The following is a 24823-nucleotide window of genomic DNA, read 5'->3' on the forward strand; positions in this document are numbered from 1 at the left end:
TGTTGTTCTCAATCACTTTTTCTAAATACCTAGCGGTTATTTTCTGTCGCCTTTTCGTCAATTACTTTACGTAACAGAGAGATATGGTCCACATTTGTTCCACAGCATCCTCCAATTATTCTCACATTGGGATATTGCGATAAAAAATCCATCATTACTTTGGCCATCTCAGGTGGTGTCATTTTGTATACCGCCCTTCCCCCCTGGTTTTCTGGCATTCCAGCATTTGGTACAACAAGTAGCGGCAATTCATTTTGCTCGTTGAGCCATTGTACACTAGGAATCATTTCATTGGGCCCAGTGGAACAGTTCAGCCCAAAAGCATCAATTCCCATCTCAGAGACTGTAGTATATGCAGCTTGTATGTTTGTGCCAAGAAGCATCTTGCCGTATTTATCCAATGTAACATTTGCAATAATTGGAACTTTCTTGCCAGTTTTTTTAAATGCGTTATGACAGGCTTCAATTGCAAGTTTTACTTCTAAAATATCCTGACTTGTTTCAATTAAAAGTGCGTCAACTCCTCCAAGTATTAGACCCTCAGCTTGGATCTCAAATGCTTCTCTGATATCATCAAGTTTTATCTGTCCAAGGGACGGATCGTTTGAGCTTGGAAGAAAACCAGTTGGACCCATTGAGCCAATGACATATCGTGGCTTGTCTGTAAATTCTTTAGTGACTTCAACTGCAATCTCGGTAATCTTTTTGTTATATTCCAGTGTTTGGTCACCATAACCATATTCTTCTAACTTTAGCTTGTTTGAACCAAATGTATTGGTCTCAATACAATCTGCACCTGCACGCAAATATGATCTGTGGATATTCTTAATCCAGTCAGGTCGTGTAAACGATAATCCATCATTGAATCCTTCTTTGCCATCAGGAAAGTCTTCTGGTTGTGGATTAAGTTTCTGAATCTCTGTTCCCATTGCACCATCAAAAAGTACAACTTTTTGTTTCATCAATTGATCTAAAGGAATTTTTCCAGTCAAGTACAACTCAGATGTGGTATCAACGATTTAATTCTGTTTTGTTTTGTGGCAATGTGATTATCTTCAAAGGTTATAATCAAGTAGTCAGGACAGTCAATTATGACCGTAATTTATGAGATCAACCCTCCAAAGGTTATTCAGGATACAATATTATCGCATGATCAGTTATCTGAATCAGTTGAAAAACTAAAGGAGCGAGCTGGAAAAATTGGTCAAGCATGTGATGGAATTCATCTGACTGACTCAGTACTTGGAATTCCGCGTGTCTCACCTATTACTGCGGGATTTTTCATAAGAAATTCTAACAACAAAATAAGAATAACTGCAAGTATTCGGGTAAGAGATAGAAATCTCACTTCGATAACACAAACCATATGTGATGCTATTTTACTAAATTTGAATGGAGTTCTAGTCCTCAAAGGCGATTCACCTCCGGCAGGTCCAACAGATTCCGGACTTGTTCCAAGTGACGTTGTAAAACAATTCAATGAACAAGGTTTTGGAAAGAGAATTGACATGTATCTATCCATTTCAAGTAATCCCAATTTTGAAAAGATGCATAAAAAAATAGAAGCCCAGCCAAAAGGGTTTGTGACTCAGGTCATAAATTCCATAGACCAAGTGACAAGAATGGTAGACAAGCTAAAACCACAAGGATTTAGGATAATTCCTTGTGTGCTGGTATCATCGGAGAAGAATCTCAAATCAGCTCAAATGCTAAAGCTAGACTGGTCAGAATATAGTAAAGACTTGGCAGGATTTGTAAAACAGGTAGACAAGATTGCAGGAAATGTATTGATAAGTTCTCCAAATGACTTTGCTGGCGCACTAGATCTTTTACACAGATTAAAATAATTTAGTAGATATAACAAAGATGGAAATCAATACCTAGATTAAAATTAAAGATTAGCATTCAAGAGAGCGTCATAACATGAGGTTACTTGTTGTAATATCCATATGCATAGCATTAATTGGCTTTGGAATAATTTCCCCTCATGCGGCTTCAGCAAATGTATGGATTCCAGATAATGAATTTCTAGGATATTATGATTCCAATGGCACGTATACAGTTGTAGGAGCAGTAAAAAATACAGAAAATATGCCAGTGATTCCTTCCATTACAATCAATGTTAAAGATGGAGACAAGGAAATCTCAGATAACTATACCTTTTCAATTATAAATTCACAAACAGATATTCCATTTAAGATCAAAATACCCGAAGTAGGTGACAAGAATGCAACTCTTGAGACCCCCCAAGTCAGTTTTGTCACATCAAGTCATAATGCTTTAGACATCGATGTAATCTATGGCAGGACTTTGATCAAACACCCAGATGGCCATACTTCTGGATTTATCTTAAATAATGACACTTCTCCTGCATATGGAGTACGAGTTTATGCCGTAATCTATGGCAAGGATGGAAAGATGCTAGATACTGGTAAAAGTATTGAGACAATTGAAAGAATGGATCCAGGACAAAAAATTGCATTTTCAATGTACCCTGATCCTCAATTTGCCTCAAACGTAAGCTACTATAGCTGTTTTGTGGTTGGTGGAGATGGCTCACAAACCGAATGGGTTGAAAGAAATGGTAATAAATTCTATTTTAGTTTTATAACTTCGGGAGCAGTGGCATATCCAAAATATGACGATCTTACTCAGACCCTAAGTTTAACAGTACGTCAGCCCTTCCCTGAAAAAGGATTTGTGAATTTTATGTTTACTCAAGAAACAGGTGATGAGAAATTTACAGTAAAAGTAAATGGCAATCCAATAGAATTCCTTCAGAGTAAAGATCCTCAAGGTAGTTGGCATGTATCTTTTAATGTTCCACAAAGATCAGTGTCTAATGTAGAAATTTCTGGCTTTGGAGCAATTAGTAGTATTCCAGAATTTCCAGCAAACAACAGTAAAAATTATCTTTTAATAGCAATACCAATCGCAGCAGCTGCAGTAAGTATCATAATCTGGAAAAAGAAGAAAAACTAGGGAATGGTTGTAAGATTCTGTTCTTGTAACACTTTATTGAGAATTGTCAAATCAAATATGTTAGACAGATCTGGTTTCTCATCACCTAGAAAACCCAGACTATATGCATCGTTAGCAGATTTGTCAATAGATGATTTTACAGGATTATAGGTAACCTCCATTCTAGACAAGGCCTCTGAAATTACATCGTTTGGAATTGTTTTTCCTGTTAGTTTCTGAATTTGATCATTGAAAATTTTGATAGATTCATCTTTGTTATTGTTAATCCAAATTGTTTCTTTTACATGCGCTTCTAAAAATTTCTGTATAACATCAGGATGACTGTTCAGATAATCAGTTCTTGCTACTATTAGTGCAGTTGTAAATTCCCCATTTGGCCACAAGTCTCTCTCATCAAGAAAGATCTTTCCATTTGCTTGCTTGGCAAGTATAGTTCCCCATGGTTCTGGAACCCAAGCACCGTCAATGTCTTTTTTTGACATCATAGTAACTATATCAGCAGTCTTTGCAGGAATTATTGTTACATTTCCTCCATTTTCAGTAGTCTTGTAACCATTTTTTAGGATATAGGATCGTAATGCCACATCCTGTGTATTTCCAAGTTGAGGTGAGGCAAATTTCTTGTCTGCAAAGTCATGGACATTCGTTATTCCAGAATCATTTCTAATTACGAAAACTACACCTCCACTTGAGGCACCAGATATTATTCTGAGTGCTTGTCCATCACTTTTTAGATATCCATTGATTGCAGGATTTGGTCCCACATATGCTACATCAATCCTATTTGCAATGAGTGCTTCAATAGCAGAAGGTCCTGCATCAAATACTTGCGATTGAACCTTAACATCACCTAGACCATTTTGAAAGTCGCCATTACCAATTCCTATTACGGCTTGAATGTGATTTATGTTGGCAAAGTATCCAATTCTTAGAACATCAGATGAAGTATTCTCAGAATTTACTGATCTAATATCATAATGTGTTGTTAATGAAATAATTATTACTGCAATAATTATTCCTCCTGCAATTGCAAACTTTAATCCTGGTTTCATCATTACATCACTATCTATGATGATCCAATCCCCACTTTCTTCTGATTCTATCTTCCATCTTGTATAAAAGGAATCTATCAACCAACAAACCAATAACAAAAATTGTAACCATACTTGCAATTACCTGACTCATATCCAAAAATTCTCTTCCGACAGAGAGAATGTGTCCAAGACCTACAATTGACATCAGTATCTCCGCACCAATTATGGCATGCCAAGCAAATGACCATGCTTGTCTTAGACCAATTATCAGAGATGGCGTAGCAGCAGGAATTGTAACGTGTCTAAATAATGAAAAACCTTTTGCTCCCATATTTCTTGCAGCATCAAGATAGATTGTAGGTATGTTTCTAATACTACTATACGTTGAAATCATTATAGAAAAAATTGAACTCATTATTACAACAAACATTATTCCAAATTCATTAAAGCCTATGAATAGAATCGAGAATGGTACCCAAGCAATACTAGGAAACGAAAGTAGGCCTGCTGAAAATGAGTTCAAAGTCTTTCCAAAGCCCTTGAATTTTATCATTGTAAATCCAATTAGGGTTCCAAGAGTAATGGAAATTGCAAAAGCCCCAAGCAATCGTCCAAGGGTTATACCTATACTTTGAGGCAGCGAACCATTCCATATTATCTTGGCAAAGGTCTCAGCCACCATGACTGGAGAAGGAAGAGAAATTATTGGCCATATTCCAAGCATAAATATAATTTGCCAAATGCCAGTGAATATAGCTATAAACAATGCGGCATTTGCAGCATCATCAAGATTACGGTGAGATTTTTTTAATTGAATATCTTTAATCATTGTAATTCATCCTTTGTTTGTGCAATGACCTCACTTTTTAGTTCGTCAAGAATTTGATGATAATATTTTTGAAGATTTTCATCTTCTGCCAGTCGTGGTCTTCGATAATCAATTATTATTTCTTTTTTAATTTTAGATGGACGGTTTTTGAAGATCTCAACTTTATTTCCAAGTATTACAGATTCTGAAATATTATGTGTGACAAATATGATAGTCTTCTTTGTTCTTTCCCAGATCAGTTGTAATTCAACTAATAACAAATCTCTTGTTTGAGAATCAAGTGCGGCAAAAGGCTCATCCATTAGAAGAATTTCAGGATCCATTGCAAGAGCTCTTGCTATTGCAACTCTTTGTTTCATTCCAGTTGAGAGTTGATACGTATACGAGTCTGCAAATTTTGTAAGCTGCATCATATCCAAATATCTCTGAGATATCTCTCTGCGTTCATCTTGTGGAATACCTGTTATCTTTAATCCAAATTCTATATTGTCAATTACTTTGAGCCATGGAAACAGTGCACCTTCTTGGAACACCATAGTTCTGTCAGGACCAGGAGTAGAGATTGGTTTTCCATTTAGAAGTATTTCTCCAGAGTCTGGTGTTTCAAGTCCAGCTACAATATTTAGAAAGGTAGATTTTCCACATCCAGACGGTCCAACTATACATACAAAGTCACCTTCCTCGACATTTAGATTAATTCCATCTAAAGCAGTAACAGAATTTCCATTATGATCAAAGTGTTTTACAATATTTTTGGCTTGAAGTTTGGTCATTTCTCAAAATCGCCTTTCATGTTGACGAATAGTCACAACTATGATTCCCGCATAGGATATGAATTTCATATAACAGCGTTATAATTTATTGGTTAAATAGTAATCGAATTTTAGCTTGGACTAATTTGCTTTACAAGATAAATTGAAAACTAGTTTCACATATTTTCTAAAAAATAAAATCGATCTATGGTCTGATCATAAAAGATAAATGCTAAAATCTGGTCACACAAAACCTCGATGAAAGGAAAAGCAGTTCTAGCTTTCTCTGGTGGACTTGATACTTCGGTTGTCATAAAATATCTCCAAGAAAAACACAATCTAGATGTTGTAACAGTTACTGTTGATGTTGGTCAGGAAGATAATCTTGTAAAGATTTCAGCCAAAGCAAAAAGTCTAGGGGTACTAAATCATTACAACATTGATGCACGTCAAGAATTTGTAGATAATTTCATTTTTCCATCAATTAAAGCAAATGCACTTTACCAAAAGAAATACTGTCTTGCAACTGCTCTTGCACGACCATTAATTGCACAAAAAGTAGTAGAAGTTGCAAAAAAAGAAAATGCAACAGCATTAGCTCATGGTTGCACAGGTAAAGGAAATGATCAAGTAAGATTTGATGTGACATATCGTTCTGGTTCCAATCTGCCCATAATTGCACCAATACGCGATCTGAATCTAACACGTGATGTAGAGCTAAAGTACGCACAAAAACACAAGATTCCAATTGATACAGCTGCCAAGAGATTCAGTATCGATCAAAACTTGTGGGGAAGAGCTATCGAAGGTGGAGAGATGGAAGATGCATTTTCTGAACCGCCAGATGATGCATTCATTTGGGTCAAGACAAAGAATCTACCAGATAAACCACAATACTTGGAAATAAAATTTGAAAATGGAATACCTGTTACAGCGGATGGAAAACGCATGAAATCCATTGAATTAATAAAATACATCAATAAAAAAGCAGGTGCAAACGGAGTAGGAATTGTAGACCACATTGAAGACAGAGTGGTAGGAATAAAATCAAGAGAAGTCTATGAGACACCAGGCGCCTCATGCATAATTGAGGCACATACTGATCTTGAAAAGATGGTTCTAACTAAACATGAATTAAAATTCAAAGCGATGGTTGATGTAGAATGGGCATGGTTAACATATTCTGGATTGTGGCAAGATCCATTGAAAACGGATTTAGATATGTTTATCAATGCTACTCAGAAGAGGGTTAGCGGAACTGTCAAGCTCAAAATGTTCAAAGGAAGTCTCAGAGTTGTTGGAAGAAAATCAGAATATTCATTGTATAGTCATGACTTGGCAACATATGGAGCAGGATCTACTTTTGACCAAACTCTTGGAAAAGGATTCGTTGAGCTATGGGGACTACAATCAACAGAAGCTAATAAATTACTAAAAAAGAGGTGAAATGATCAAATATGAATTGTCCAGAATGTGATGCAACAATAAAAATTCCAGACGACGCAAGTGTTGGAGAGATAGTCTCCTGTCCTGATTGTGGAGCAGATTTTGAGATTGCTTCCAAAAATGGCGCCGTATGTGAATTAAAGCATGCAGAAAAAGTAGGCGAAGACTGGGGAGAGTAAATGCCTAAAGTTCGAATCGTGTTCGATAGAGTAAGACTAGAGGAGAAAATGCTCGAGCAAAAAGCAATCGAGCTTGGACACGATACGAAGATGATTGATGCAAAAACTACCCAATTTACCACCGAAAGTAAAAAAAACGATTATGATTTTGGAGATGTCGTTTTAGAAAGATGTGTCAGTTACTTTCGTGGCCTTCATTTTACAGCAGCACTTGAATTTTTAGACATTCCAGTACTAAACAGAACCGAGGTTGCAAATAATTGTGGAAACAAAATGATAACCTCACTTCTCTTAAAGAAACACAATGTACCAACTCCCAAAACATACTTTTCATTCTCATCAGAGGCAGCAGTAGAGACATTAGAAAAGGAAGGATACCCATTGGTGATAAAACCAATCATAGGTAGCTGGGGAAGAGGCGTGATACCTCTAAGAGATAGAGAGACTGCAGATGCAATAATTGAAGTCCGAGAACTAAATGATGGGGCATTAGACAGAATTTACTATTTGCAAGAGATGATAAATCGTCCACCAAGAGATATCCGTGCCATAACAGTAGGAGACCAGTTGATTGCTGCAATGTATAGAACCTCGACTGGTGGCTTTAAGACAAACATTGCTCTAGGGGCAGAGCCAATTGCATGTGATATAACAAAGGATCTAGAGGATATTTGTATAAAGGCATCAAAGGCTGTGGGAGGAGGAATTTTAGGTATTGATGTCATGGAAGACGAAAAACGCGGATTTGTAGTTCACGAAGTAAATAACACTGTAGAATTCAAAGGAATGGCAAAAGTTGCCAAAAAAAACATCCCAAAAGAAATGATCGACTATGCAATAAGCTATGCAAAACGATAATCGTAACAGTTGAAAAAAATTTTAGAGTTTAAATTATACTATGTTATGGTAGGAAAGTATCTATGAAAGTAGGTGTAGTCGGAGCATCAGGATATGTTGGAGGAGAAATTCTCAGATTGCTTGTAAGCCACCCACATGTAGAAATTGCAATGGTGACTTCACGACAATATGCTGGAGAATACATATCAAGAATCCAACCAGCTTTGAAGGGATTTACTGATCTTACATTTTCAGAACTTGATTATGATAAATTAACAGACAAGTGTGATCTAGTATTTACCGCAGTGCCACATGGAACTGCAGTCGATATAGTAAAAGCACTATACGACAGAGGAATGAAAGTTATTGATTTGAGTGCAGATTACAGATTGCACAATCCTGCGGATTATGACAAGTGGTATGGTTGGCAACATCCACATCCAGAATTATTATCAAAGTCTGTCTTTGGAGTTCCAGAACTTCACAGAGAAGAGATCAAAAAATCTCAGCTTGTATCATGCCCTGGTTGTATGGCAGTAACATCAATACTAGGATTATATCCTTTAATCAAAAAGAATCTCATAGATACGGAACACATCATAGTGGATTCAAAGATTGGTTCTTCAGGCGCAGGTGCTGGAACTCTTTCAGGAACACATCATGCAATGAGGTCAGGTGTAATCAGACCATACAAACCAGCAAAGCACAGACATACTGGAGAGATTGAACAAGAATTATCTCTAGCAGCTGGAAGTAAAATTAAAGTATCAATGAGCCCTCATGCAGTAGATATTGTAAGAGGAATTTTATGTACAAATCATGTATTTCTCAAACAGCCATTAAGTGAGATGGACTTGTGGAAGATATATCGCGAACAATATCAAAACGAGAGATTCATAAGACTAATCCGCGATAAGAAAGGATTTTACAAATTCCCAGATCCAAAGTTTGTCGTAGGTTCTAACTTTTGCGATGTCGGATTTGATATTGACGAAGATAATAACAGAGTTGTAGTTCTTTCTGCATCAGACAACCTTATGAAAGGCGCCGCAGGTTCTGCCATTCAAAACATGAATGTCATGGCAGGATTCAACGAGTCGGAAGGAATCGCCCAGACTCCGCTAACTCCAGTGTAAAAAAATGATTACGATAAAGATAGGAGGAAGTGTAGTAGATGGTCTTCATCCTACCACTATAACAGACTTGAAAAAAGTTTCAGAAAAAGAGAAACTGATTTTGGTACACGGTGGAGGAAAAGAAGTAACAAAAATTTCTGAAGCATTAGGAAAAGAGCAAAGATTCATCGTATCCCCAGGCGGAATCAAAAGCAGGTTTACAGATAAAGAGACTGCGGAGATATTTACAATGGTCATGTCTGGAAAGATAAACAAAATGATAGTTATGATGCTGCAAAAACATGGAATTAATGCAGTTGGTCTTTCAGGAGTAGATGGAAAGATAATCCAAGCAGAACGAAAAAAGAAACTGATTGTAATGAATGAAAAGGGTCGTAAGATGGTAATAGACGGTGGGTATACAGGAAAGATACAGGATGTTAATGCAGGATTGATCCGCTCAATTTTAGACCAAGGATATGTTCCAGTCATATCACCAATAGCAATTAGCGAAGAGTGTGATTTTCTCAATGTTGACGGAGACAGGGCCGCTGCATACATAGCAGGCAAGATGCAATCAGATAAGATATTATTTCTTACAAATGTAGATGGATTACTAATGGATGAGAAGCTGGTCGAAAAATTAACTCTAGCTGAGGCAAAGGAGATCTTGCCAAAGATTGGATTTGGAATGGAAAAAAAGATACTTGCTGCAACAGAGGCATTAGAGATGGGAGTCAAAGAGGCATTAATTGCAAATGGTAAAAAAGAAAACCCAATATCAGCGGCAATTGCTCATGACAAATGTACGGTGATATCAAAATGACTGAAGATCAATTTATGGGAAATATCTACCAGAGATTCCCTGTAACAATAGAACGTGGATTAGGAGCTCATGTATGGGATGCAGATGGAAAAGAGTACATCGATTGCATGGGAGGATATGGTGTTGCACTAGTTGGTCACTGTAATCCTAGAGTAGTAAAAGCAATCAAGGCTCAACTTGACAAAATTATCACAGTACATAGCTCACTATACAACAAGACAAGAGAAGAATTTCTTGAAAAACTGATAAAAATTTCTCCAAAGAGTCTCAGTCAAGTCTATCTAAGCAACAGTGGAGCAGAAGCAGTAGAAGCTGCAATCAAGTTTGCACGCAAGTTCACAGGTAAGAAGAAAATGGTTGCAATGAACGGATCATATCATGGAAAATCTCTAGGTGCACTATCAGTTACATTTAATCAAAAATATCGTAAAGCCTTTGAACCACTTGTTGATACGGTCCAATTTTCATCATTTGGAGATATCGAAGCATTACGAAATACTGTAGATACAGATACTGCGATGGTAATCATGGAGCCAATTCAAGGTGAAAGTGGAATCATTGTAGCACCAGATGGATTTTTGCAAGAAGTCAGAAAATTATGTGACGAAAAGGGAATTGTTCTAGTATTTGATGAAATTCAGGCAGGCCTTGGAAGAACTGGGAAAATGTGGGCAAGTGAGCACTGGAATACAGTGCCAGACATCATGTGCCTTGCAAAAGGAATTGCGGGTGGTGTTCCCATGGGTGCAACTTTAGTAAGACCAGATATCTTGGCTACAATTAGCAAGGGAGAGCAATCATCAACATTTGGAGGTAACCCACTATCATGTGCAGCAGGAATTGGAGCAATTGATGCCCTAACAGAAGACAAGCTAGTTGAGAATGCAGAAAAGAATGGAAAGTTATTCAGAGATGGACTAGAAAGACTAAAAGAAAAACACAGGATAATTCGAGAAGTAAGAGGCAAGGGTTTGATGATTGGTGTTGAGATGAAGTTTGAAGTAAAAGACATACTATTTGATGGAATTGCAAATAATCTATTACTGCTTTATTCTGGTAAAAACATACTACGATTATTACCGCCTCTAGTGATATCAGAGTCTGACATAAACAAGGCTTTAGAAACTTTAGATATGATAATAACAAAGGAGGAGCAGAGAAGAAATGTCTAGAGACAAGACAGATGAAATAATAATTGAGATGCTAAAAAAAGATTCTAGACAATCGTTTGTAGAGATTGGCGAAAAACTAGGACTGTCAGAATCTGCAGTAAGAAGAAGAGTTAAAAATTTAACAGATGCTGGAACGATAAAAAAATTTACAATTGAGACAGGAGATGTAAATTCTACAAGTGCAATTATTTTGATCTCAGTTGATTCATCAACTGACACATCCAAAGTATCTGCAAAACTTTCCAAACTACGTGGAGTGCATACAGTGTTTGAGATAACAGGTCAGTACGATATTGCTACTATAATCAGAGCACCAACAATTGCTGACATCAACGTATGCATAGACGAATTACGAAAGGTTCCTGGCGTATTTGATACAAATACTGTAATTATACTACGTACAGTCACATAAAACGAATTTCGTCATAGAGTTTCGAAAACCGCCTAAAATCGTTCCAAAAACAACAAAACTAGACGAATTCTGTACGAATATGTTTATATTTGTAAAACTCAAAGAAAAATGAGAATGGACGCCGCAAACTATTACGCATACAAGTATAATGAGATGGGTGTCAAGCCAAAAAAAATTAGAATACTTGACAGCACTCTAAGAGAAGGAGAACAGCATCCAGGGGTTACTTTTTCAAACAAGCAAAGAATCCAAATTGCATGGATGCTGGATTATTTTGGAGTTGATCAAATTGAAATTTCACCTGTTGTATCACCTGATCACAAGGAAGCAACAAAGACAATCATCAAACAAGGGTTAAAGGCAGACATTGTTGCACATGTTCGTGCATTAAAAGAAGATGTAGATGTTGCAATTGATTGCGATGCAACATGGATGGCAACTTATCTGGGTATTTCTGAAATTCACATGAAAGACAAGCTAAGAATTACAAGAGAAGAAGCATTGAGAAGATCAGTTGAAACTGTAGAATATGCAAAAGCACATGGCCTGAAGATGAGGTTTACTGTTGAAGACGGTTCCAGAGCAGACCCAGAATTTCTAATGCAAGTGTGCAAAGCAATCTCTGAAGCAGGTGTTGACAGAATAAGTTTGCCAGATACCGTTGGAATAATGAGACCAAATGGAATGTATAATTTTGTAAAGTCAATTCGTGATGAAATAGATACTCCACTTGATGTACATTGCCACAATGATATTGGACTTGCTTTAGCAAATTCATTAGCAGGATGCGATGGTGGTGCAGATCAGATTCATACAACAATTGATGGAATTGGAGAAAGAACTGGAATACCAGCACTTGCAGAGACTGCAGTTGCGCTGACATATCTATACAATTCTCCAAATAATTTTAGGCTAGATATGCTCATGGACCTCTCAAGATTAATTGAACAGTATACTACAATAGTTCCATACGATTCAAAGCCGATTGTAGGTCCAACTGCGTATAAACACAAGGCAGGAACTCACTTGGCTGCAATTTTGAGAAACCCTGCAGCATACGAGCCAATTGAGCCCAAAGTAGTGGGAAACAGGAGAAGAATCGTATTTGGAGAACTTGCAGGAAAGAATGGTGCGGCATATCTCATGTCATTGCTAGGCCTTGAACAAAATGAAGAACATGCAAAATCAGTAGCAGCAGGTCTGAAGAACCTAAGAATGGGAGACCTTCTAGAGATACCCCTTGATGATAGACTCGAACAAAAGATAATTAATGTCAAAGAACTGAAGGAGAAAACAGGAAAATAATATGAAATGTCTAGAATGTGATGCAAACATCAACCCTCCAAAGGATTCCATAGAAGGAGAGATTGTAACTTGCCCAGACTGTGGCGCAAGTTTTGAACTTGTCAAAGGTTCTACCGGCCTAGATCTAAAACCAGCACAAACTGTTGGTGAGGACTGGGGCCAGTGAGCTCAGGTTTATCAATTCTCTACGATACCATCCGGTGGGAAGAAAAAGCACTCTTTGATGCCGCAAAAGAAAAAGGCATTGATGCAAAGATGGTAGACTGTAAGAATCTGTCCATTAATTTAGATAAAAGTCCAGAAGACTATGGAACTGTAATACAAAGATGTGTTAGTTACTATCGTAGTCTTCATTCTACTGCAGCTCTTGAAGGAAAAGGAGTCAATGTAATTAATTCTTTGAACACTAGCATATTTGCAGGAAATAAATTATTTACTCACATGCTGTTACTAAAAAAAGGAATACCTACACCATTTAGTGCAGTGGCGTTTTCACAAGAAGCCGCATTAGAACTTCTAGACAAGAAAGGATACCCAATGGTCATAAAACCAACTGTTGGTAGCTGGGGAAGAATGATTGCAATGCTAAAAGACAGAGAAGCTGCAGAGGCAATAATAGAAAGTAGAGAGACAATGTATCCAATTTATCAGGTATATTATTTGGAGGAATTTGTCAATAGGCCTCCTCGAGATATCAGAGCTATAGTTGTAGGAGACAAAGTTGTTGCTGCAATTTACAGATATTCTGGAGAAGCCCAATGGAAGACAAATATGGCACTTGGCGGCAGGGCAGAAGAGCTAAAAGTTACAAAAGAACTAGAGGATATTTGCATCAAGGCAAAAGAGGCAGTTTATGGACAGATTGTAGGAGTGGATCTTATGGAAAGTAAGGAAAATGGCCTTGTTGTTCACGAAGTTAACAATACAACGGAATACAAAAATACTGTCAGAGTTACTGGCGTAAATATACCAGCAATGATGATTGATTACGTAATACAGTTGAGAAAATAGAATTGGACTCTTCGATTATAAACACACCAAGATATGCAGTAAAGACGCTAGAGAAGGCTCTAAGGCTCTATACACCATCTCTTGCAGAAAAACCACTTGCAGAGTTTTTAGCAGACAAGTGTGATGATTTTGGGTTTGAAGATGTTCGCATAGACGATGTAGGAAATCTAATTGCCACCAAAGGTTCTGGCTATCCAAGGATAATGCTATGTGGGCATATGGATACTGTCCCAGGAAAAATAAAGGTAAGAAGTGAAAATGGATTTATCTATGGAAGAGGTGCATCGGATGCCAAGGCACCATTAATTGCAATGCTTCTTGCAACATCTTCCGTTCAACCTGAGAACAATGGAACAATAACATTTGCAGCAGTGGTAGACGAAGAAGGAAATGCAACAGGAATCAAGAGCCTAGTAAAACAAAAACCAGCCATAGATTACGCAGTATTTGGAGAACCAAGTGGAATTAAAAATATTACAATTGCATACAAGGGAAGAATTGCAATAAACTTGAGAGTAAATGTAGGAGATAGTGCGCATGCCAGTGCACCATGGCTTGCAAAAAATGCAATCGAAGAGTCATATATCTTTACAGCCGCACTAAAGAAATCATTAGAAGAAAATCAAGAAGGCCTGGCAAAGAGCATGATGCTTACTTCATCTCTGACTGAAATTAAAGGAGGTACTAGTCACAATGTAACACCATTAGAATGCGATGCAATAATGGATATCAGAATTCCTGTAAACATGAATTGCAAAATGGTGGGAGAAAGAATTGCAACTACAGTTCAAGATATAGCAAAAAAACAAGGAGTCAATGCATTTTATTCTGTAATAGATGAGACAGAGCCATTTGAGGCACCACACAACTCTCCACTTGTTAGAGCATTAACACTTGGAATTATGGATGTAGAAAAAGCAAGGCCACAATTAATTCGAAAGACAGGCACGGGAGACATGAATATCATAGGAAATTCACTAAACATTCCAGTTGTTACATATGGTCCAGGAGATCCTCATGCATCACATACAATTGATGAAAGAGTATCAACTGATGAATTTCTAAGAAGTGTTGAGGTCTTCAAGAGGATGCTATCCCATCTGAAAAGATTGCACGAGTTCAAAAGTTCTCCTGCTAAATCCTAAAACGAAGCTCAAAATATAGAGCGATTGGAGTTTTGTTTTATGTTATGGTTTGTAGGGCTAGGCATTTCAGGACTAGACGGTATTAGTGCAAATGCAATACAGGTTTTAAAAAAGGCAGACATGACATACTTTGAAATTTTTACAAGCCCAATCGGAAAATCCGAGTTGTTAAAAATAAAAAAACTAGTCAGAGGAAAATTGACTATAGCTCCAAGATGGATGGTCGAAGATGGCAAAGCTATTTTGTCACTTGCTAAAAAGAAAAATGTTGTACTGCTTGCATATGGGGATCCGTACGTGGCAACAACTCACCTAGAGTTAAGAACAAGAGCAGAGAATGAAAAGATCAAGACAAAGACAATTCATGGAGCATCTGCAATTACATCCCTAATAGGAGAATGCGGACTGCATCATTACAAGGTTGGAAGACCTGTGACCATAATGAGAGAATTACCATCATTAAGTACTGTATACTATACAATTTATGAAAACTTGGTAAGGGGAAGTCACAGTTTATTGATTTTAGAATATGACAATAGTTCTAATTTCTTTTTAGATCCAAAAGATGCATTGACTAGTTTGCTCAATACAGAAAACGGCGAGAGACGAAATGTAATTGACGAGTCTACATTTGCCATAGTTGCGTCAAGAATTGGCGCAAAGAATCAGGGCATAATATCTGGAAAATTATCTACGCTTTTGAAGACAGACTTTGGCAAACCACCACATACCATCATAATTCCTGGAAGACTACACTTTACAGAGCAAGATGCAATCAAGATATTTTCCAAGTGTTTGGACGAGCCATTTGATAATTCATCAAAGATTCAAAAGATATCAGACCAGATGCTATCAAAATATATCCCAAAAGCAAGAAAGGCACTTGAACAAGTTGTAAGTATATTCAAAGATGACCCAAGTCTCAAATCAGTAATAGAAAATTCCCAGCTATACATTGATGATGCTGAAAAATTCCAAAAGGAAGGAAAGGAGGAACTTGCAGTGCTAAGTATAGGATACGCCGAAGGCCTAATGGATGCACTACGCCTCTCAAAAGGAATAGATCCCTGGGCATAGAGTTTATAGATAAATCAAATTGTAATAGTTTCGCTTTAGTGATAGATTTGGACGCATTTGATAAAGAAATAATCGCAGCCTTTTTTGTGGCAGCACTTTCAGGTGAGATTGCTATTGATATTATACGAAAAAAACTTGCTCTCAATCCAGAATATATCGAAGAGCGAATCAGGGATCTTGTTGAGAAGGGGTTTATTGAAAATAACAAAAAAAACCTCACTGAACTTGGAAGAAATGCATTACGAGTTGTTCTAGCAGGAGGAGTTTTTGATATAATTCATCCAGGACATATCCACACCCTCAAGGCAGCAAAAGATCTTGGCAATGTACTAGTTGTTGTAATTGCAACAGACAAGACAGCACAAAAAATGAAGAATAGGATTCCGCTACACAACATGGAGCTTCGCAAAGATTTGGTCAGATCACTTGTAATGGTAGACTATGCGGTAGTTGGATACGAAGGCGACATTTTCAAGTCAGTTGAGATAATCAAGCCAAATACCATTGCGCTAGGATATGATCAAGTGCATCAAGAGAAATTTATCGTAGATGGTTGCAAAAAAATAGGAATCAATGTATCAATTGCAAGATTACAATCACCAATACCAGATATCAAGAGTTCTAAAATAGAAAATGATTATGGCAAGTCAATTTATGGAATTTAATCTCGATTAGATTTTATCCGTACTGGAACTTTAATTGATATTTTGGAACCAGTAGAAAGTTTTGTTACCTTTTTGATATTCTCTTTTGAGATCAACTCAATTATAGAATCATCGTGGTGAGTGCGCTCCAAGAGAATCAGTGCTGCATCAATATTGTTAACTTTGGCAGGATAGCATTTTACCCAGCCATATGTTCTCTTTCCATCTGAGAAACCATCAACCATTATGGCGTCATACGCATCAAGAGAACGCTTAGCCTCGATTGATTCCTTGTCTTTTAGTTTTACGTTTAATGTCCCAGGAAATGGAACATATCCAAGCTTTGTCTTGAATTGTTTTGTATATCCTTTCATTGACATGTAATATGCTCCCTCGCCCATGCCTGAGCTTATAGTTCCCTTAAATTCCAAATAGGCAGGAATTGATTCAAGGCTTGATTTTAGTATAGAAAATATTTTTAACATCTCGGCATGACCTTTGGTTGTTATTCTAACAGATACCTTTTGGCCACTACGCAATCTTTCCACATAGCCATTTGCCTCAAGATCCATGAGATGTTTTGATGCAGCTTGCTGTGATTTACGAATACTTTTTCCTAGAGAAGATGTAGTTATTGGGACAAAATTATATCGTGCGCCTTTGGTAAAAAGTTCTGCAAGAGTTAGAATGTGTTGAATCTTTAGTTCTGACATTAATTTTATGCAACACCAAGCTCTGTAAATGTTTTGAGTATCAATCCATCAGTGGATTTTAGATTAGCCATTCGGTGGCCAATTAGATACCCAATTCCAGCTTGTTTTGCAGAGTCTACTAGTCTTTGTGTAATAATTCCGTCAAGTATTAGATATTTTATTCCAGAACCTGCAGCAAGTTTTCCTACAACTTCACTTACTGGTACCTTGAAGACTTGGTTTGTACCATCATCAAGTGCAATTGCTTCCAGTGATTCATTGAGTTCTGAATAGATCTTTTTTACTAGATCAGCGATTGGTGCATCTTTTTCATCCTTGAGTGCAGGCTTTGCAGTCTCCTTTTTCATGTCTTCTGCAGTATCTTTTAGAATTTCTGCAATCTGTATTGGAGTCAGTTCTTCAACCTCTACACCTTCTGGTGCTCTAAGTACAACATCTACGGTAACAAGAGATTTTAGCTCTTTTAGTATGAAACCGCCTGCTCTATCTCCATCAAGAAATGCAACTACCTTGGATTTAGAATCACAAAGCGATTTTATTGATTCGTCAATTCTTGCACCCTCTATTGCAAGTGCATTATCAAAACCGGCTCTTAGTAGATTTATCACATCTGCTCTACCCTCTACAAGAATTATCCATGGTGAATCAAACACTCCAGAACCACATGCGAGTTTTTCTTTTCCAAATGCGGCAATCTTTCCTGCAGAGCCAATATCAGATACGTCCTTGAGCATCTCTTCACCTTCGCTTATTGTCTTTGTAGACCACTTTTGGACAATATCCTTTGCTCTATCTACAATCTCTTTTTTCTTGGCAGTTCTAACATCATCAATAGCATCCAATTTGAAATGAGCTTGGAAAGGACCTACTTTATCTATACTCTCAATAGCAGCTGCAATTAGTGCAGCAGTGTTGATATCAGTACTCATAGGAATCAAGGCATCTCCCTTTGTTTGAGTAGACGATGCCGTAGTATTGACCTCTATTCGTCCTACCTTCGACATCTTCTGGAGTTCGTTTAGGTTCATCTCCGGGCCAAGCAGACCTTCTGTCTGGCCAAAAATTGCGCCTATGATATCTGCTTTTTCAACTAATCCGTCGACTTCGAAGCTGAGCTTAACATGATACTTGACAATTCCTGTGTATACCAATTCATTATCCTCTTAATTTTTGATCAATTATTTTTCTTAATAGTTCGATATAAGTGCTTATTCGTTTTTACCGTGGATCACACCTCAATGGCATACATGAAGAGATCTTCTACATTCTTGATCCTCCCTTTGGTTACAATTGTCAGCTCTTTTCGGTATGAAAGATCTATTGTCATTCTGTGTTGGAGCTGAGAAATTATCCTCTTTGTAAGATACCTTCCTTTTCTATCAGAATCTAGCAATAATATCAAATTTTTGTACTTGGGCATACTATCTGCAAATTTTACTAGTCCCTTGAAGCTATGAAATTGGCAGATCTTTCCATCATATCCTAATTTTGTCAAGGCATCTTCATCTCGTTTTCCTTCAACAACTACAATGCTATTGTGAGCAGAATTGAGTGACTTGATGAATCCTTGAACCTTGGATACATCCTCAACTTCGATCTTCACAAACTTATTTACAAGGAATAGTATTAAGCAATTTTCAGATTACATGTTAAAATTTCTAGTGATTCAAAATACAAAGATCGAAGGTTTAGGAGTATTAGGAGAATTACTGAAAAAAGATGGCATTGATTTTAAGACAGTTCTTGCAAAGAGTGAAGAAATACCAGACATCAAGCCAGATGCAATTATAATTTTAGGAGCGCCAGAGAGTGCAAATGATGATCTGCCATATCTGAAAAAAGAATTGGAATTGATTCGTAAATCAGTTGAAAAAAACATTCCAGTGTTGGGCATATGTCTTGGGTCTCAGCTAATTGCAAAAGCATTTGGAGCCAAAGTATACAAGGGACCAAAAAAAGAGATTGGATTTTACAATGATATTGAATTTGATGCTGGTTCCAAGTTATTTAATGGAATAAAAAGTCCTGCAACAGTATTTCATTGGCATGGAGACACTTTTGATCTGCCTAAAAATGCCATCAGATTGGCTCATTCAAAGGACTATCAGAATCAGGCAATAAAGATTGGAAGTGCAATTGGAGTCCAGTTTCATCTCGAAGTAGACGAGCCCACAATAAAATTGTGGATAGAAAAATCAAGAAAAGAACTTGATAATACTCCATACATAGACCCGATTCTAATTGAAAAGCAGATACCCCAACATATCAAGACAGTTAGAAACAATCTTGAAATATTTTACAAAAACTTCAAGTCAGAGTTTAATCTTTGAGTGTCAAATTATTTTAATTTGTTAATCTTCTGCCAGTAAAATGCCAATGCACCAAAAATAACAACTAATCCTACACTCATTAACACATATCCTCTAGTATTGTCATAATTGCTAAGTTGTTTAAAGAATTGATATGTTTCCCCCTGTTTATCCAAGGCATCTAAACTCAATCCCGTGGAAAAATTTACAAGAGTTATTCCCATGCCAATTATAATAGAACCTGCAGTAACAAATACTGTAAAAAGCAACCCGTAATGTGTTAACTTTTTGTGAAAATTATGATCGTCGTCCAATTCAAACAAGATAATGATCAATGAATTTAAAGACTTTCCAACAGATCTTGCCAGTTTGAATGTAATTATCCAAAATTAAAATACTTTAATGCACTTACAAAGTCATCGTCAGATATTTTTCCATTAGACCATGCTGATGCACTTGTCTTGATTCATGAAAGCAACGACTGTGATGAAGTTGCAGGGGAGTTATAGTATGGAACCTTGAGTATTCCTTGTTGAATCAAGTATTGAACTGATTGTGAAAATTCAGAATCCGTAATCAGACCATCAGACCATTTTTTTGCAGTGCCTTTGAACCAAGTAGGAATATGATTAGTAGGTTGTGTTTGTCCAGGAGAATTTATCACAATACTGGACTCTGCTTTTGAGCCAAAAATTTCTAATACCACTTTATACTTGCCAGGCTTCCACAGTCCTCCCTGAGTATTTACATTAAAAGAAAAAGTATCTATTGTTCCAAAAGTTGAACTATCTTTTTTTATTGCTTGCCCTGCAGAATTTATGATAGTACTACTCAAAACTTGAGCAGGTGCGTACATCATATCAGGTAAGACATGTCCAGATATCTGGATTGGGTCACCATACCGGTATACAGATTTGTCTGTTGTAAAAAATATCAATCCATTGTTGGACAAGGGGAATTGTGCAACATTGCATTTTCCTGAGAGACTGATTTGTCCGTTTGCCAAATGGTTTACTCCTACATTTAACATCTGGTTGTTCTGAACTAGATTTGCCACAGTCCACAAAGGAATTCCGTTTCCATGACGTGGCGGATCGTATATCGTAATATCATACGTATCATTATTTGTACAGGTAAAGGAATATTGTGCTGCAGTAATACCGCTAATTGATGTCGAGTTTGACGACGTCTGAATGTCTGCCTTCCATGGGACGTTGGTATAAATCAACAAAGTTGCCTTGTCTGAATTTGTTATATCAGTAGAGATAGTTGGTCCCACAGAAAAATCTAGTTTTATTATGCTAGTACCATCACTTAGTTGAACTTGATATTTCCCATAGCTGTACTTTGTAATATCAAACGCATAAGTTGTTTTTCCATTTGGTCCTATTGTTATCGTATCAGAAATTTTCTGTAGTAGTGAACTATCCAGAACTTTGATACTTAGAACTTTGCCTTCTGGTCCAGATATGACAATCCTTGAGAAATCAGTATTTTGAGAATTTATCTTATCAAATGTTGCGCTAAAATCTGCTCCTGCACAAAGACTTGTACCTCCAGGACCTGTGCTGCATATTGCAGATACAGTTACAATACTTGGAGAAATGATTAGCGATAGTATCATTAAGAAAATCAGGAAAGTTTTCAATGCATCATATGGTCAATCACTTGTAAAAAGTTTTGTTACGATTAGATAATTATCCAAGACCCAAATTCAGACCAGAGCAACCAAATGTTGTCCTGTCTTTAATCTCAGGTTGCCATTTCAGGTGGAGTTTGTATGTCAATCCATTCTGGTCAAGATATGGTTCATAGTTTGTAATTTGACATTTGGCATATTTCCATGTCTGCAGTGTACCTCCATCTCCATGTAGTATCTCAACTTTGACATCAAATAGATTTGGCACTATTCCCGGATTGACGTACATGCTAACCAAGTGATAGACAGCTGCCTTATCCTTACTTGGTAATGATTCAAGGTAGAACATTGGAGTTGTCTTGCCACCTCCAGTAAGTGAGTAAGATGGATTTGTTGGTGAACCCTGTGATATTGGAGCAAAATTTGAAAACGTGGTAATTGTCTGTGTTGGTATATCAGTGCCCTGGAACGTTGTTCTAATTGACATGGCTCTTTCTCCATCAGTTGGAATAATTGGTCGTATCAGATTAGAAAGATTATGATTTGTTGTTTCGGCAAGCCAACCTCTTTGTATCAAATATTGTAGATGACTGGTTTTTACACATGCGGTGTTGTTTAACGGTGGTCTTACTATTAGTTGAAAGCCTTGGTTGCAGGCAATTTCATCATAAGGTATTCCTATTGCTTGTTGCACTATAGGACCAATAATATTGGTTGGCGTATCTTTTGGAAGTACAATTGTATTTACTCCAGAGCATTTGACAATTGACTTGTCTCTCATCTCAAACTTTATCGAAGGAGTGTATTTTATGTCAGCAATATTATTGTCTAAAAATATAGAATAATTTGTTCCACTGCATTTTGGATAAATTATAGAAACTAGTTTGGTTCCATCGCCTGTGATTAAATCAACATCTACATCAAATAATTCCACAGGAGCTGAAGGATTGATATATCTGCTAACTATCTCGTATCCGTCTTTACCATATTTGTTTGGTAATGTACCTATCTGGAATTGTTGGTTTCCAAGTGTGTCAAACTCTTGTACAAGTCCAGTGGTTCTTGTTGCAGTAAACAGATTACTTGTAAGATGAGCTACATATGTCACAACTCTAGAATTATCACTTGGAATCAATGGTTGGTTTGATAGGTCTTCATTACCTCCGCTAAAGTTTATTGAAAAACCTCCACATTGGAATGTGGTCTTGTCGTGAGGTTCAGATATTGCCTTTTTACCACTGAAAGTATAGTAAAGAAGAGTATTTTGAAGAAATATCTGATAATTGGAAGCGGTACATTTTTGATATTGCCAAGTTTGAACTACACTGCCATCTCCAGTAACCAATTCAATAGAGACATCAAAGAGATTTGGCTTGTAAGTTGGGTTTACAAATCTGCTAATTAGCTTGTAAAATTCTATCTTGTCCTTGCTTGGCAGCGAAAGTAATGTAAATGACGATGATTTTATCTGGGGATAAGTTGTTTTTACTTGGTCACTTGCACTCAAGTCAGGCTGAAAGTCTGCAAAAGAAAAGAATTTTTGAGTAGTTTGAAAATCGCCATTTGAGAATTTTACTACAAAAAATTGTGCCCTATCAGAATCACTTGTGATATAGTCTACAGGTGTAATCGTTTGAGTATTGTTCAGATATGTTGTTTTGCTTGGTCCATCTAATGAAAGTCCGGCACATTGAAAAATTGCCCTATCTCGCATCTCTGGTTGAAATTTTCCTGTAAACATGTTTACAGTTAAAAACGATTGTAGATATGGCTGGTATTTTGCCACATCACATTTAGCATACTTCCATGTCTGTATTGTACTACCATCTCCACTTGTAAGATCAATTGATACATCAAATGGTTGTGGAGCTGAACCCGGGGCAACATACTTGTTAACCAATTGATAGAATGTGCCCCTGTCCTTGCTTGGTAAGGACTCCAAATAGAATTTTGGTTTGTCACCAAATGTATAATCAGGTAATGCAAAACTCTGATAGTCTTTTGAAAATGGTGCAAATTTTAGAAAAGTATAATCAAATCCATTTTTCATGTCACCCCCAGAGAAATGAACATTAAAGACTTGAGCACGATCAGAGTCTAGCGGAATAACAGGTCCATTGAAAGTTTGAGATGAGTTTATGTAATTAGGTATAAAATTTACTTTTAATCCATTACATGCAAAAAATGTCCTGTCTCTTATTTCAGGCTCATTTGATTGTGTGAATTTCCAGATAGCGGAAATTTCTTGACGATAAGTGCTATAATTTGTAACATCGCATCTAGGATATTTCCAGGTTTGCAATATAGTACCATCTCCAGTAACCATGTCTACTGAGATATCCACAGGCTGGACTTGTCTTTTGTTGTTGAATTTGTCAATCACGTATTGATAGAATTGTTCCCTGTCTTTGCTTGGAAGTGATTCTAAAGAAAAGCCCTTTGATTGTCCAGATATGGGATTTGATGGAATAGGTAATGGAAGAGAAGTTTGTGTCCCCATCGGGGTAAACGCTGAAAAGGTTTGATATGTTTGCCCTGATTTGAATATGTCACTAGATATTGTTACAACATATTTTTGAATTAGATCTTTTTGATCTGGAACAGAGTTGATTGTATTTTTAATAGTAGCCCAATCAGCTGAAGGTTTACGTAAATCAAAGTTAACTAGAAAACCATTACATGTAAAATCAGTTTCATCCCTAACTCCAGATTGGAATTGTTTGAAGAATGGTATTCTTATCAAAGTACTGGATAAAAATGGGACATATCCATCTACTTTGCAATTTTTATAATAATACGTTTGAAGAGTATTTCCATCACCTGTGATTATATCTATATCAGCATTAAATGGATTAGGTACTTTCCCAGGATTGATGTAATCATTGACTATAGAATTGTAAAACCATTGATTGCTTTTGCTAGGGAGTGACCCTAGAGAAAATCCAGTACTATATTTCTGAGAACCAATAGGAGTAAGAGGATTTTTTGTTATAATAGGTTGGAAATCTGGAAATGTTGTAAATGTCATTGAACCATTTGAGGTACCCCAGAAATGAACTACATAGTATGTTGCACGACTCTGATCATTGACAATCGGATTTATCACCGTTTTTTCATTTGCCGAGTCATACGAATTTAAAATATCTGACAAGAGCGAGTCTTCAGTTGTTCCCGGTGTAAGATATGGTGTTAATGGAATACCATAATACTTGAGTATACCAATGCCAAAACCTCCCTCAGAAAAATAATACGGGTCTGCCTGGGTTGCGGCTACAATTGTTGGAACTTGGGTTTGAGCATAACTGGTTGGAAAATGCAAGTAAATACAGACTAGTGCAATAGTAAGCGCAATTCCTATGATTGTTCTAGACATTAATAATATAGGTCATCACAATG

26 protein-coding genes are annotated in these 24823 nt (G+C 36.8%); 16 read left to right on the forward strand and 10 right to left on the reverse strand.

The annotated features are described in order from the left end of the window. Window positions 1-29: 29 nt before the first annotated feature. Window positions 30-962, reverse strand: coding sequence for a homocysteine S-methyltransferase family protein (locus C0Q33_RS00145; RefSeq protein ID WP_245867268.1), 933 nt, complete (start codon window positions 960-962; stop codon window positions 30-32). A gap of 129 nt (window positions 963-1091) precedes the next feature. Here C0Q33_RS00145 and C0Q33_RS00150 point away from each other — a divergent pair, with 129 nt between their 5' ends. Both C0Q33_RS00150 and C0Q33_RS00155 read left to right on the forward strand, forming a co-directional pair. Next, window positions 1092-1847: a 5,10-methenyltetrahydrofolate synthetase gene (locus C0Q33_RS00150; RefSeq protein WP_101476581.1), complete on the forward strand. Its 756-nt coding sequence runs from the start codon at window positions 1092-1094 to the stop codon at window positions 1845-1847. A gap of 76 nt (window positions 1848-1923) precedes the next feature. Then, window positions 1924-2982 (forward strand): hypothetical protein, encoded by a 1059-nt coding sequence (locus C0Q33_RS00155; RefSeq protein WP_101476582.1) that lies wholly within the window; start codon window positions 1924-1926, stop codon window positions 2980-2982. Here the strand turns inward: C0Q33_RS00155 and C0Q33_RS00160 are convergent. The 3 genes from C0Q33_RS00160 to C0Q33_RS00170 are packed head-to-tail and all read right to left on the reverse strand — an operon-like array spanning window position 2979 to window position 5618. Then, entirely contained in the window at window positions 2979-4115 is a 1137-nt protein-coding gene (locus C0Q33_RS00160; protein ID WP_245867257.1) for an ABC transporter substrate-binding protein, read from the reverse strand. The two genes, C0Q33_RS00155 and C0Q33_RS00160, sit on opposite strands and share 4 nt — an antisense overlap. Next, window positions 4045-4845: an ABC transporter permease gene (locus tag C0Q33_RS00165; protein ID WP_101476583.1), complete on the reverse strand. Its 801-nt coding sequence runs from the start codon at window positions 4843-4845 to the stop codon at window positions 4045-4047. Before C0Q33_RS00165 ends, C0Q33_RS00160 begins: the two co-directional genes overlap by 71 nt. After that, window positions 4842-5618, reverse strand: a complete 777-nt coding sequence (locus C0Q33_RS00170) for an ABC transporter ATP-binding protein (protein WP_101476584.1) — start codon at window positions 5616-5618, stop codon at window positions 4842-4844. Before C0Q33_RS00170 ends, C0Q33_RS00165 begins: the two co-directional genes overlap by 4 nt. Before the next feature lie 237 nt (window positions 5619-5855). On the opposite strand from C0Q33_RS00170, the gene C0Q33_RS00175 reads away from it, so the two are divergent. The 13 genes from C0Q33_RS00175 (at window position 5856) to C0Q33_RS00235 (ending at window position 16787) form a co-directional block, all read left to right on the forward strand. Beyond that, window positions 5856-7043: an argininosuccinate synthase gene (locus tag C0Q33_RS00175; protein WP_101476585.1), complete on the forward strand. Its 1188-nt coding sequence runs from the start codon at window positions 5856-5858 to the stop codon at window positions 7041-7043. Between the two features lie 11 nt (window positions 7044-7054). Beyond that, window positions 7055-7222, forward strand: coding sequence for an alpha-aminoadipate/glutamate carrier protein LysW (gene lysW/argW, locus C0Q33_RS00180; RefSeq protein ID WP_101476586.1), 168 nt, complete (start codon window positions 7055-7057; stop codon window positions 7220-7222). After that, window positions 7223-8080, forward strand: a complete 858-nt coding sequence (gene lysX, locus C0Q33_RS00185) for a lysine biosynthesis protein LysX (protein WP_101476587.1) — start codon at window positions 7223-7225, stop codon at window positions 8078-8080. Window positions 8081-8142: 62 nt separating this feature from the next. Then, complete coding sequence (gene argC, locus C0Q33_RS00190) at window positions 8143-9195, forward strand: N-acetyl-gamma-glutamyl-phosphate reductase (RefSeq protein ID WP_101476588.1); 1053 nt, start codon at window positions 8143-8145, stop codon at window positions 9193-9195. A gap of 4 nt (window positions 9196-9199) precedes the next feature. Continuing rightward, window positions 9200-10000, forward strand: a complete 801-nt coding sequence (locus C0Q33_RS00195) for a [LysW]-aminoadipate/[LysW]-glutamate kinase (RefSeq protein ID WP_101476589.1) — start codon at window positions 9200-9202, stop codon at window positions 9998-10000. Next, entirely contained in the window at window positions 9997-11172 is a 1176-nt protein-coding gene (locus C0Q33_RS00200) for an aspartate aminotransferase family protein (protein WP_101476717.1), read from the forward strand. Before C0Q33_RS00195 ends, C0Q33_RS00200 begins: the two co-directional genes overlap by 4 nt. Then, window positions 11165-11584 carry an HTH-type transcriptional regulator LysM gene (lysM, locus tag C0Q33_RS00205; RefSeq protein ID WP_101476590.1) on the forward strand — a complete coding sequence of 140 codons (420 nt, stop codon included), beginning with the start codon at window positions 11165-11167 and terminating at the stop codon, window positions 11582-11584. The genes C0Q33_RS00200 and lysM overlap by 8 nt, the downstream gene beginning before the upstream one ends. A 114-nt stretch (window positions 11585-11698) precedes the next feature. After that, on the forward strand, window positions 11699-12889 hold the full coding sequence (locus C0Q33_RS00210; protein WP_101476718.1) for a LeuA family protein: 1191 nt from the start codon (window positions 11699-11701) through the stop codon (window positions 12887-12889). 1 nt (window position 12890) lies between these two features. Next, window positions 12891-13055: an alpha-aminoadipate/glutamate carrier protein LysW gene (lysW/argW, locus tag C0Q33_RS00215; RefSeq protein WP_101476591.1), complete on the forward strand. Its 165-nt coding sequence runs from the start codon at window positions 12891-12893 to the stop codon at window positions 13053-13055. Next, complete coding sequence (lysX, locus tag C0Q33_RS00220) at window positions 13043-13900, forward strand: lysine biosynthesis protein LysX (protein WP_394336907.1); 858 nt, start codon at window positions 13043-13045, stop codon at window positions 13898-13900. The genes lysW/argW (C0Q33_RS00215) and lysX (C0Q33_RS00220) overlap by 13 nt, the downstream gene beginning before the upstream one ends. Window positions 13901-13902: 2 nt before the next feature. Further along, complete coding sequence (locus C0Q33_RS00225; protein ID WP_101476593.1) at window positions 13903-15045, forward strand: M20/M25/M40 family metallo-hydrolase; 1143 nt, start codon at window positions 13903-13905, stop codon at window positions 15043-15045. 39 nt (window positions 15046-15084) lie between these two features. Continuing rightward, entirely contained in the window at window positions 15085-16122 is a 1038-nt protein-coding gene (gene dph5 / locus C0Q33_RS00230; protein WP_101476594.1) for a diphthine synthase, read from the forward strand. A gap of 47 nt (window positions 16123-16169) precedes the next feature. Further along, window positions 16170-16787: an adenylyltransferase/cytidyltransferase family protein gene (locus C0Q33_RS00235; protein ID WP_101476719.1), complete on the forward strand. Its 618-nt coding sequence runs from the start codon at window positions 16170-16172 to the stop codon at window positions 16785-16787. On the opposite strand, the gene C0Q33_RS00240 is transcribed toward C0Q33_RS00235, so the two are convergent. From C0Q33_RS00240 to C0Q33_RS00250, 3 genes are all read right to left on the reverse strand, one after another. Then, window positions 16784-17479: a DUF120 domain-containing protein gene (locus tag C0Q33_RS00240; protein WP_101476595.1), complete on the reverse strand. Its 696-nt coding sequence runs from the start codon at window positions 17477-17479 to the stop codon at window positions 16784-16786. The genes C0Q33_RS00235 and C0Q33_RS00240 overlap by 4 nt on opposite strands. Window positions 17480-17484: 5 nt before the next feature. After that, complete coding sequence (gene dnaG / locus C0Q33_RS00245) at window positions 17485-18630, reverse strand: DNA primase DnaG (RefSeq protein ID WP_101476596.1); 1146 nt, start codon at window positions 18628-18630, stop codon at window positions 17485-17487. Window positions 18631-18707: 77 nt separating this feature from the next. Further along, window positions 18708-19082, reverse strand: a complete 375-nt coding sequence (locus tag C0Q33_RS00250) for a toprim domain-containing protein (protein WP_101476597.1) — start codon at window positions 19080-19082, stop codon at window positions 18708-18710. 43 nt (window positions 19083-19125) lie between these two features. Between C0Q33_RS00250 and C0Q33_RS00255 the strand changes: the two genes are divergently transcribed. Further along, window positions 19126-19809, forward strand: a complete 684-nt coding sequence (locus tag C0Q33_RS00255) for a type 1 glutamine amidotransferase (protein WP_101476598.1) — start codon at window positions 19126-19128, stop codon at window positions 19807-19809. An 8-nt stretch (window positions 19810-19817) separates the two neighbouring features. On the opposite strand, the gene C0Q33_RS00260 is transcribed toward C0Q33_RS00255, so the two are convergent. From C0Q33_RS00260 to C0Q33_RS00270, 3 genes are all read right to left on the reverse strand, one after another. After that, window positions 19818-20102, reverse strand: a complete 285-nt coding sequence (locus C0Q33_RS00260) for a hypothetical protein (protein ID WP_133120954.1) — start codon at window positions 20100-20102, stop codon at window positions 19818-19820. A 152-nt stretch (window positions 20103-20254) separates the two neighbouring features. Then, entirely contained in the window at window positions 20255-21412 is a 1158-nt protein-coding gene (locus tag C0Q33_RS00265) for a hypothetical protein (protein ID WP_101476600.1), read from the reverse strand. 73 nt (window positions 21413-21485) lie between these two features. Continuing rightward, complete coding sequence (locus C0Q33_RS00270) at window positions 21486-24800, reverse strand: hypothetical protein (RefSeq protein WP_101476601.1); 3315 nt, start codon at window positions 24798-24800, stop codon at window positions 21486-21488. Window positions 24801-24823 lie beyond the last annotated feature (23 nt).

Origin of the sequence: Candidatus Nitrosotalea bavarica (assembly GCF_900167955.1) — an archaeon.
In the GTDB taxonomy this organism is placed as follows: domain Archaea; phylum Thermoproteota; class Nitrososphaeria; order Nitrososphaerales; family Nitrosopumilaceae; genus Nitrosotalea; species Nitrosotalea bavarica.

Excerpts from the sequence above, each read along its gene's own strand:
- C0Q33_RS00145 (WP_245867268.1), bottom strand. The coding sequence starts at position 962 with ATGAAACAAAAAGTTGTACTTTTTGATGGTGCAATGGGAACAGAGATT.
- C0Q33_RS00150 (WP_101476581.1), top strand. The coding sequence starts at position 1,092 with ATGACCGTAATTTATGAGATCAACCCTCCAAAGGTTATTCAGGATACA.
- C0Q33_RS00155 (WP_101476582.1), top strand. The coding sequence starts at position 1,924 with ATGAGGTTACTTGTTGTAATATCCATATGCATAGCATTAATTGGCTTT.
- C0Q33_RS00165 (WP_101476583.1), bottom strand. The coding sequence starts at position 4,845 with ATGATTAAAGATATTCAATTAAAAAAATCTCACCGTAATCTTGATGAT.
- C0Q33_RS00170 (WP_101476584.1), bottom strand. The coding sequence starts at position 5,618 with ATGACCAAACTTCAAGCCAAAAATATTGTAAAACACTTTGATCATAAT.
- C0Q33_RS00175 (WP_101476585.1), top strand. The coding sequence starts at position 5,856 with ATGAAAGGAAAAGCAGTTCTAGCTTTCTCTGGTGGACTTGATACTTCG.
- lysW/argW (WP_101476586.1), top strand. The coding sequence starts at position 7,055 with ATGAATTGTCCAGAATGTGATGCAACAATAAAAATTCCAGACGACGCA.
- lysX (WP_101476587.1), top strand. The coding sequence starts at position 7,223 with ATGCCTAAAGTTCGAATCGTGTTCGATAGAGTAAGACTAGAGGAGAAA.
- argC (WP_101476588.1), top strand. The coding sequence starts at position 8,143 with ATGAAAGTAGGTGTAGTCGGAGCATCAGGATATGTTGGAGGAGAAATT.
- C0Q33_RS00195 (WP_101476589.1), top strand. The coding sequence starts at position 9,200 with ATGATTACGATAAAGATAGGAGGAAGTGTAGTAGATGGTCTTCATCCT.
- C0Q33_RS00200 (WP_101476717.1), top strand. The coding sequence starts at position 9,997 with ATGACTGAAGATCAATTTATGGGAAATATCTACCAGAGATTCCCTGTA.
- lysM (WP_101476590.1), top strand. The coding sequence starts at position 11,165 with ATGTCTAGAGACAAGACAGATGAAATAATAATTGAGATGCTAAAAAAA.
- C0Q33_RS00210 (WP_101476718.1), top strand. The coding sequence starts at position 11,699 with ATGGACGCCGCAAACTATTACGCATACAAGTATAATGAGATGGGTGTC.
- lysW/argW (WP_101476591.1), top strand. The coding sequence starts at position 12,891 with ATGAAATGTCTAGAATGTGATGCAAACATCAACCCTCCAAAGGATTCC.
- dph5 (WP_101476594.1), top strand. The coding sequence starts at position 15,085 with ATGTTATGGTTTGTAGGGCTAGGCATTTCAGGACTAGACGGTATTAGT.
- C0Q33_RS00240 (WP_101476595.1), bottom strand. The coding sequence starts at position 17,479 with ATGTCAGAACTAAAGATTCAACACATTCTAACTCTTGCAGAACTTTTT.
- C0Q33_RS00255 (WP_101476598.1), top strand. The coding sequence starts at position 19,126 with ATGTTAAAATTTCTAGTGATTCAAAATACAAAGATCGAAGGTTTAGGA.
- C0Q33_RS00265 (WP_101476600.1), bottom strand. The coding sequence starts at position 21,412 with ATGATACTATCGCTAATCATTTCTCCAAGTATTGTAACTGTATCTGCA.
- C0Q33_RS00270 (WP_101476601.1), bottom strand. The coding sequence starts at position 24,800 with ATGTCTAGAACAATCATAGGAATTGCGCTTACTATTGCACTAGTCTGT.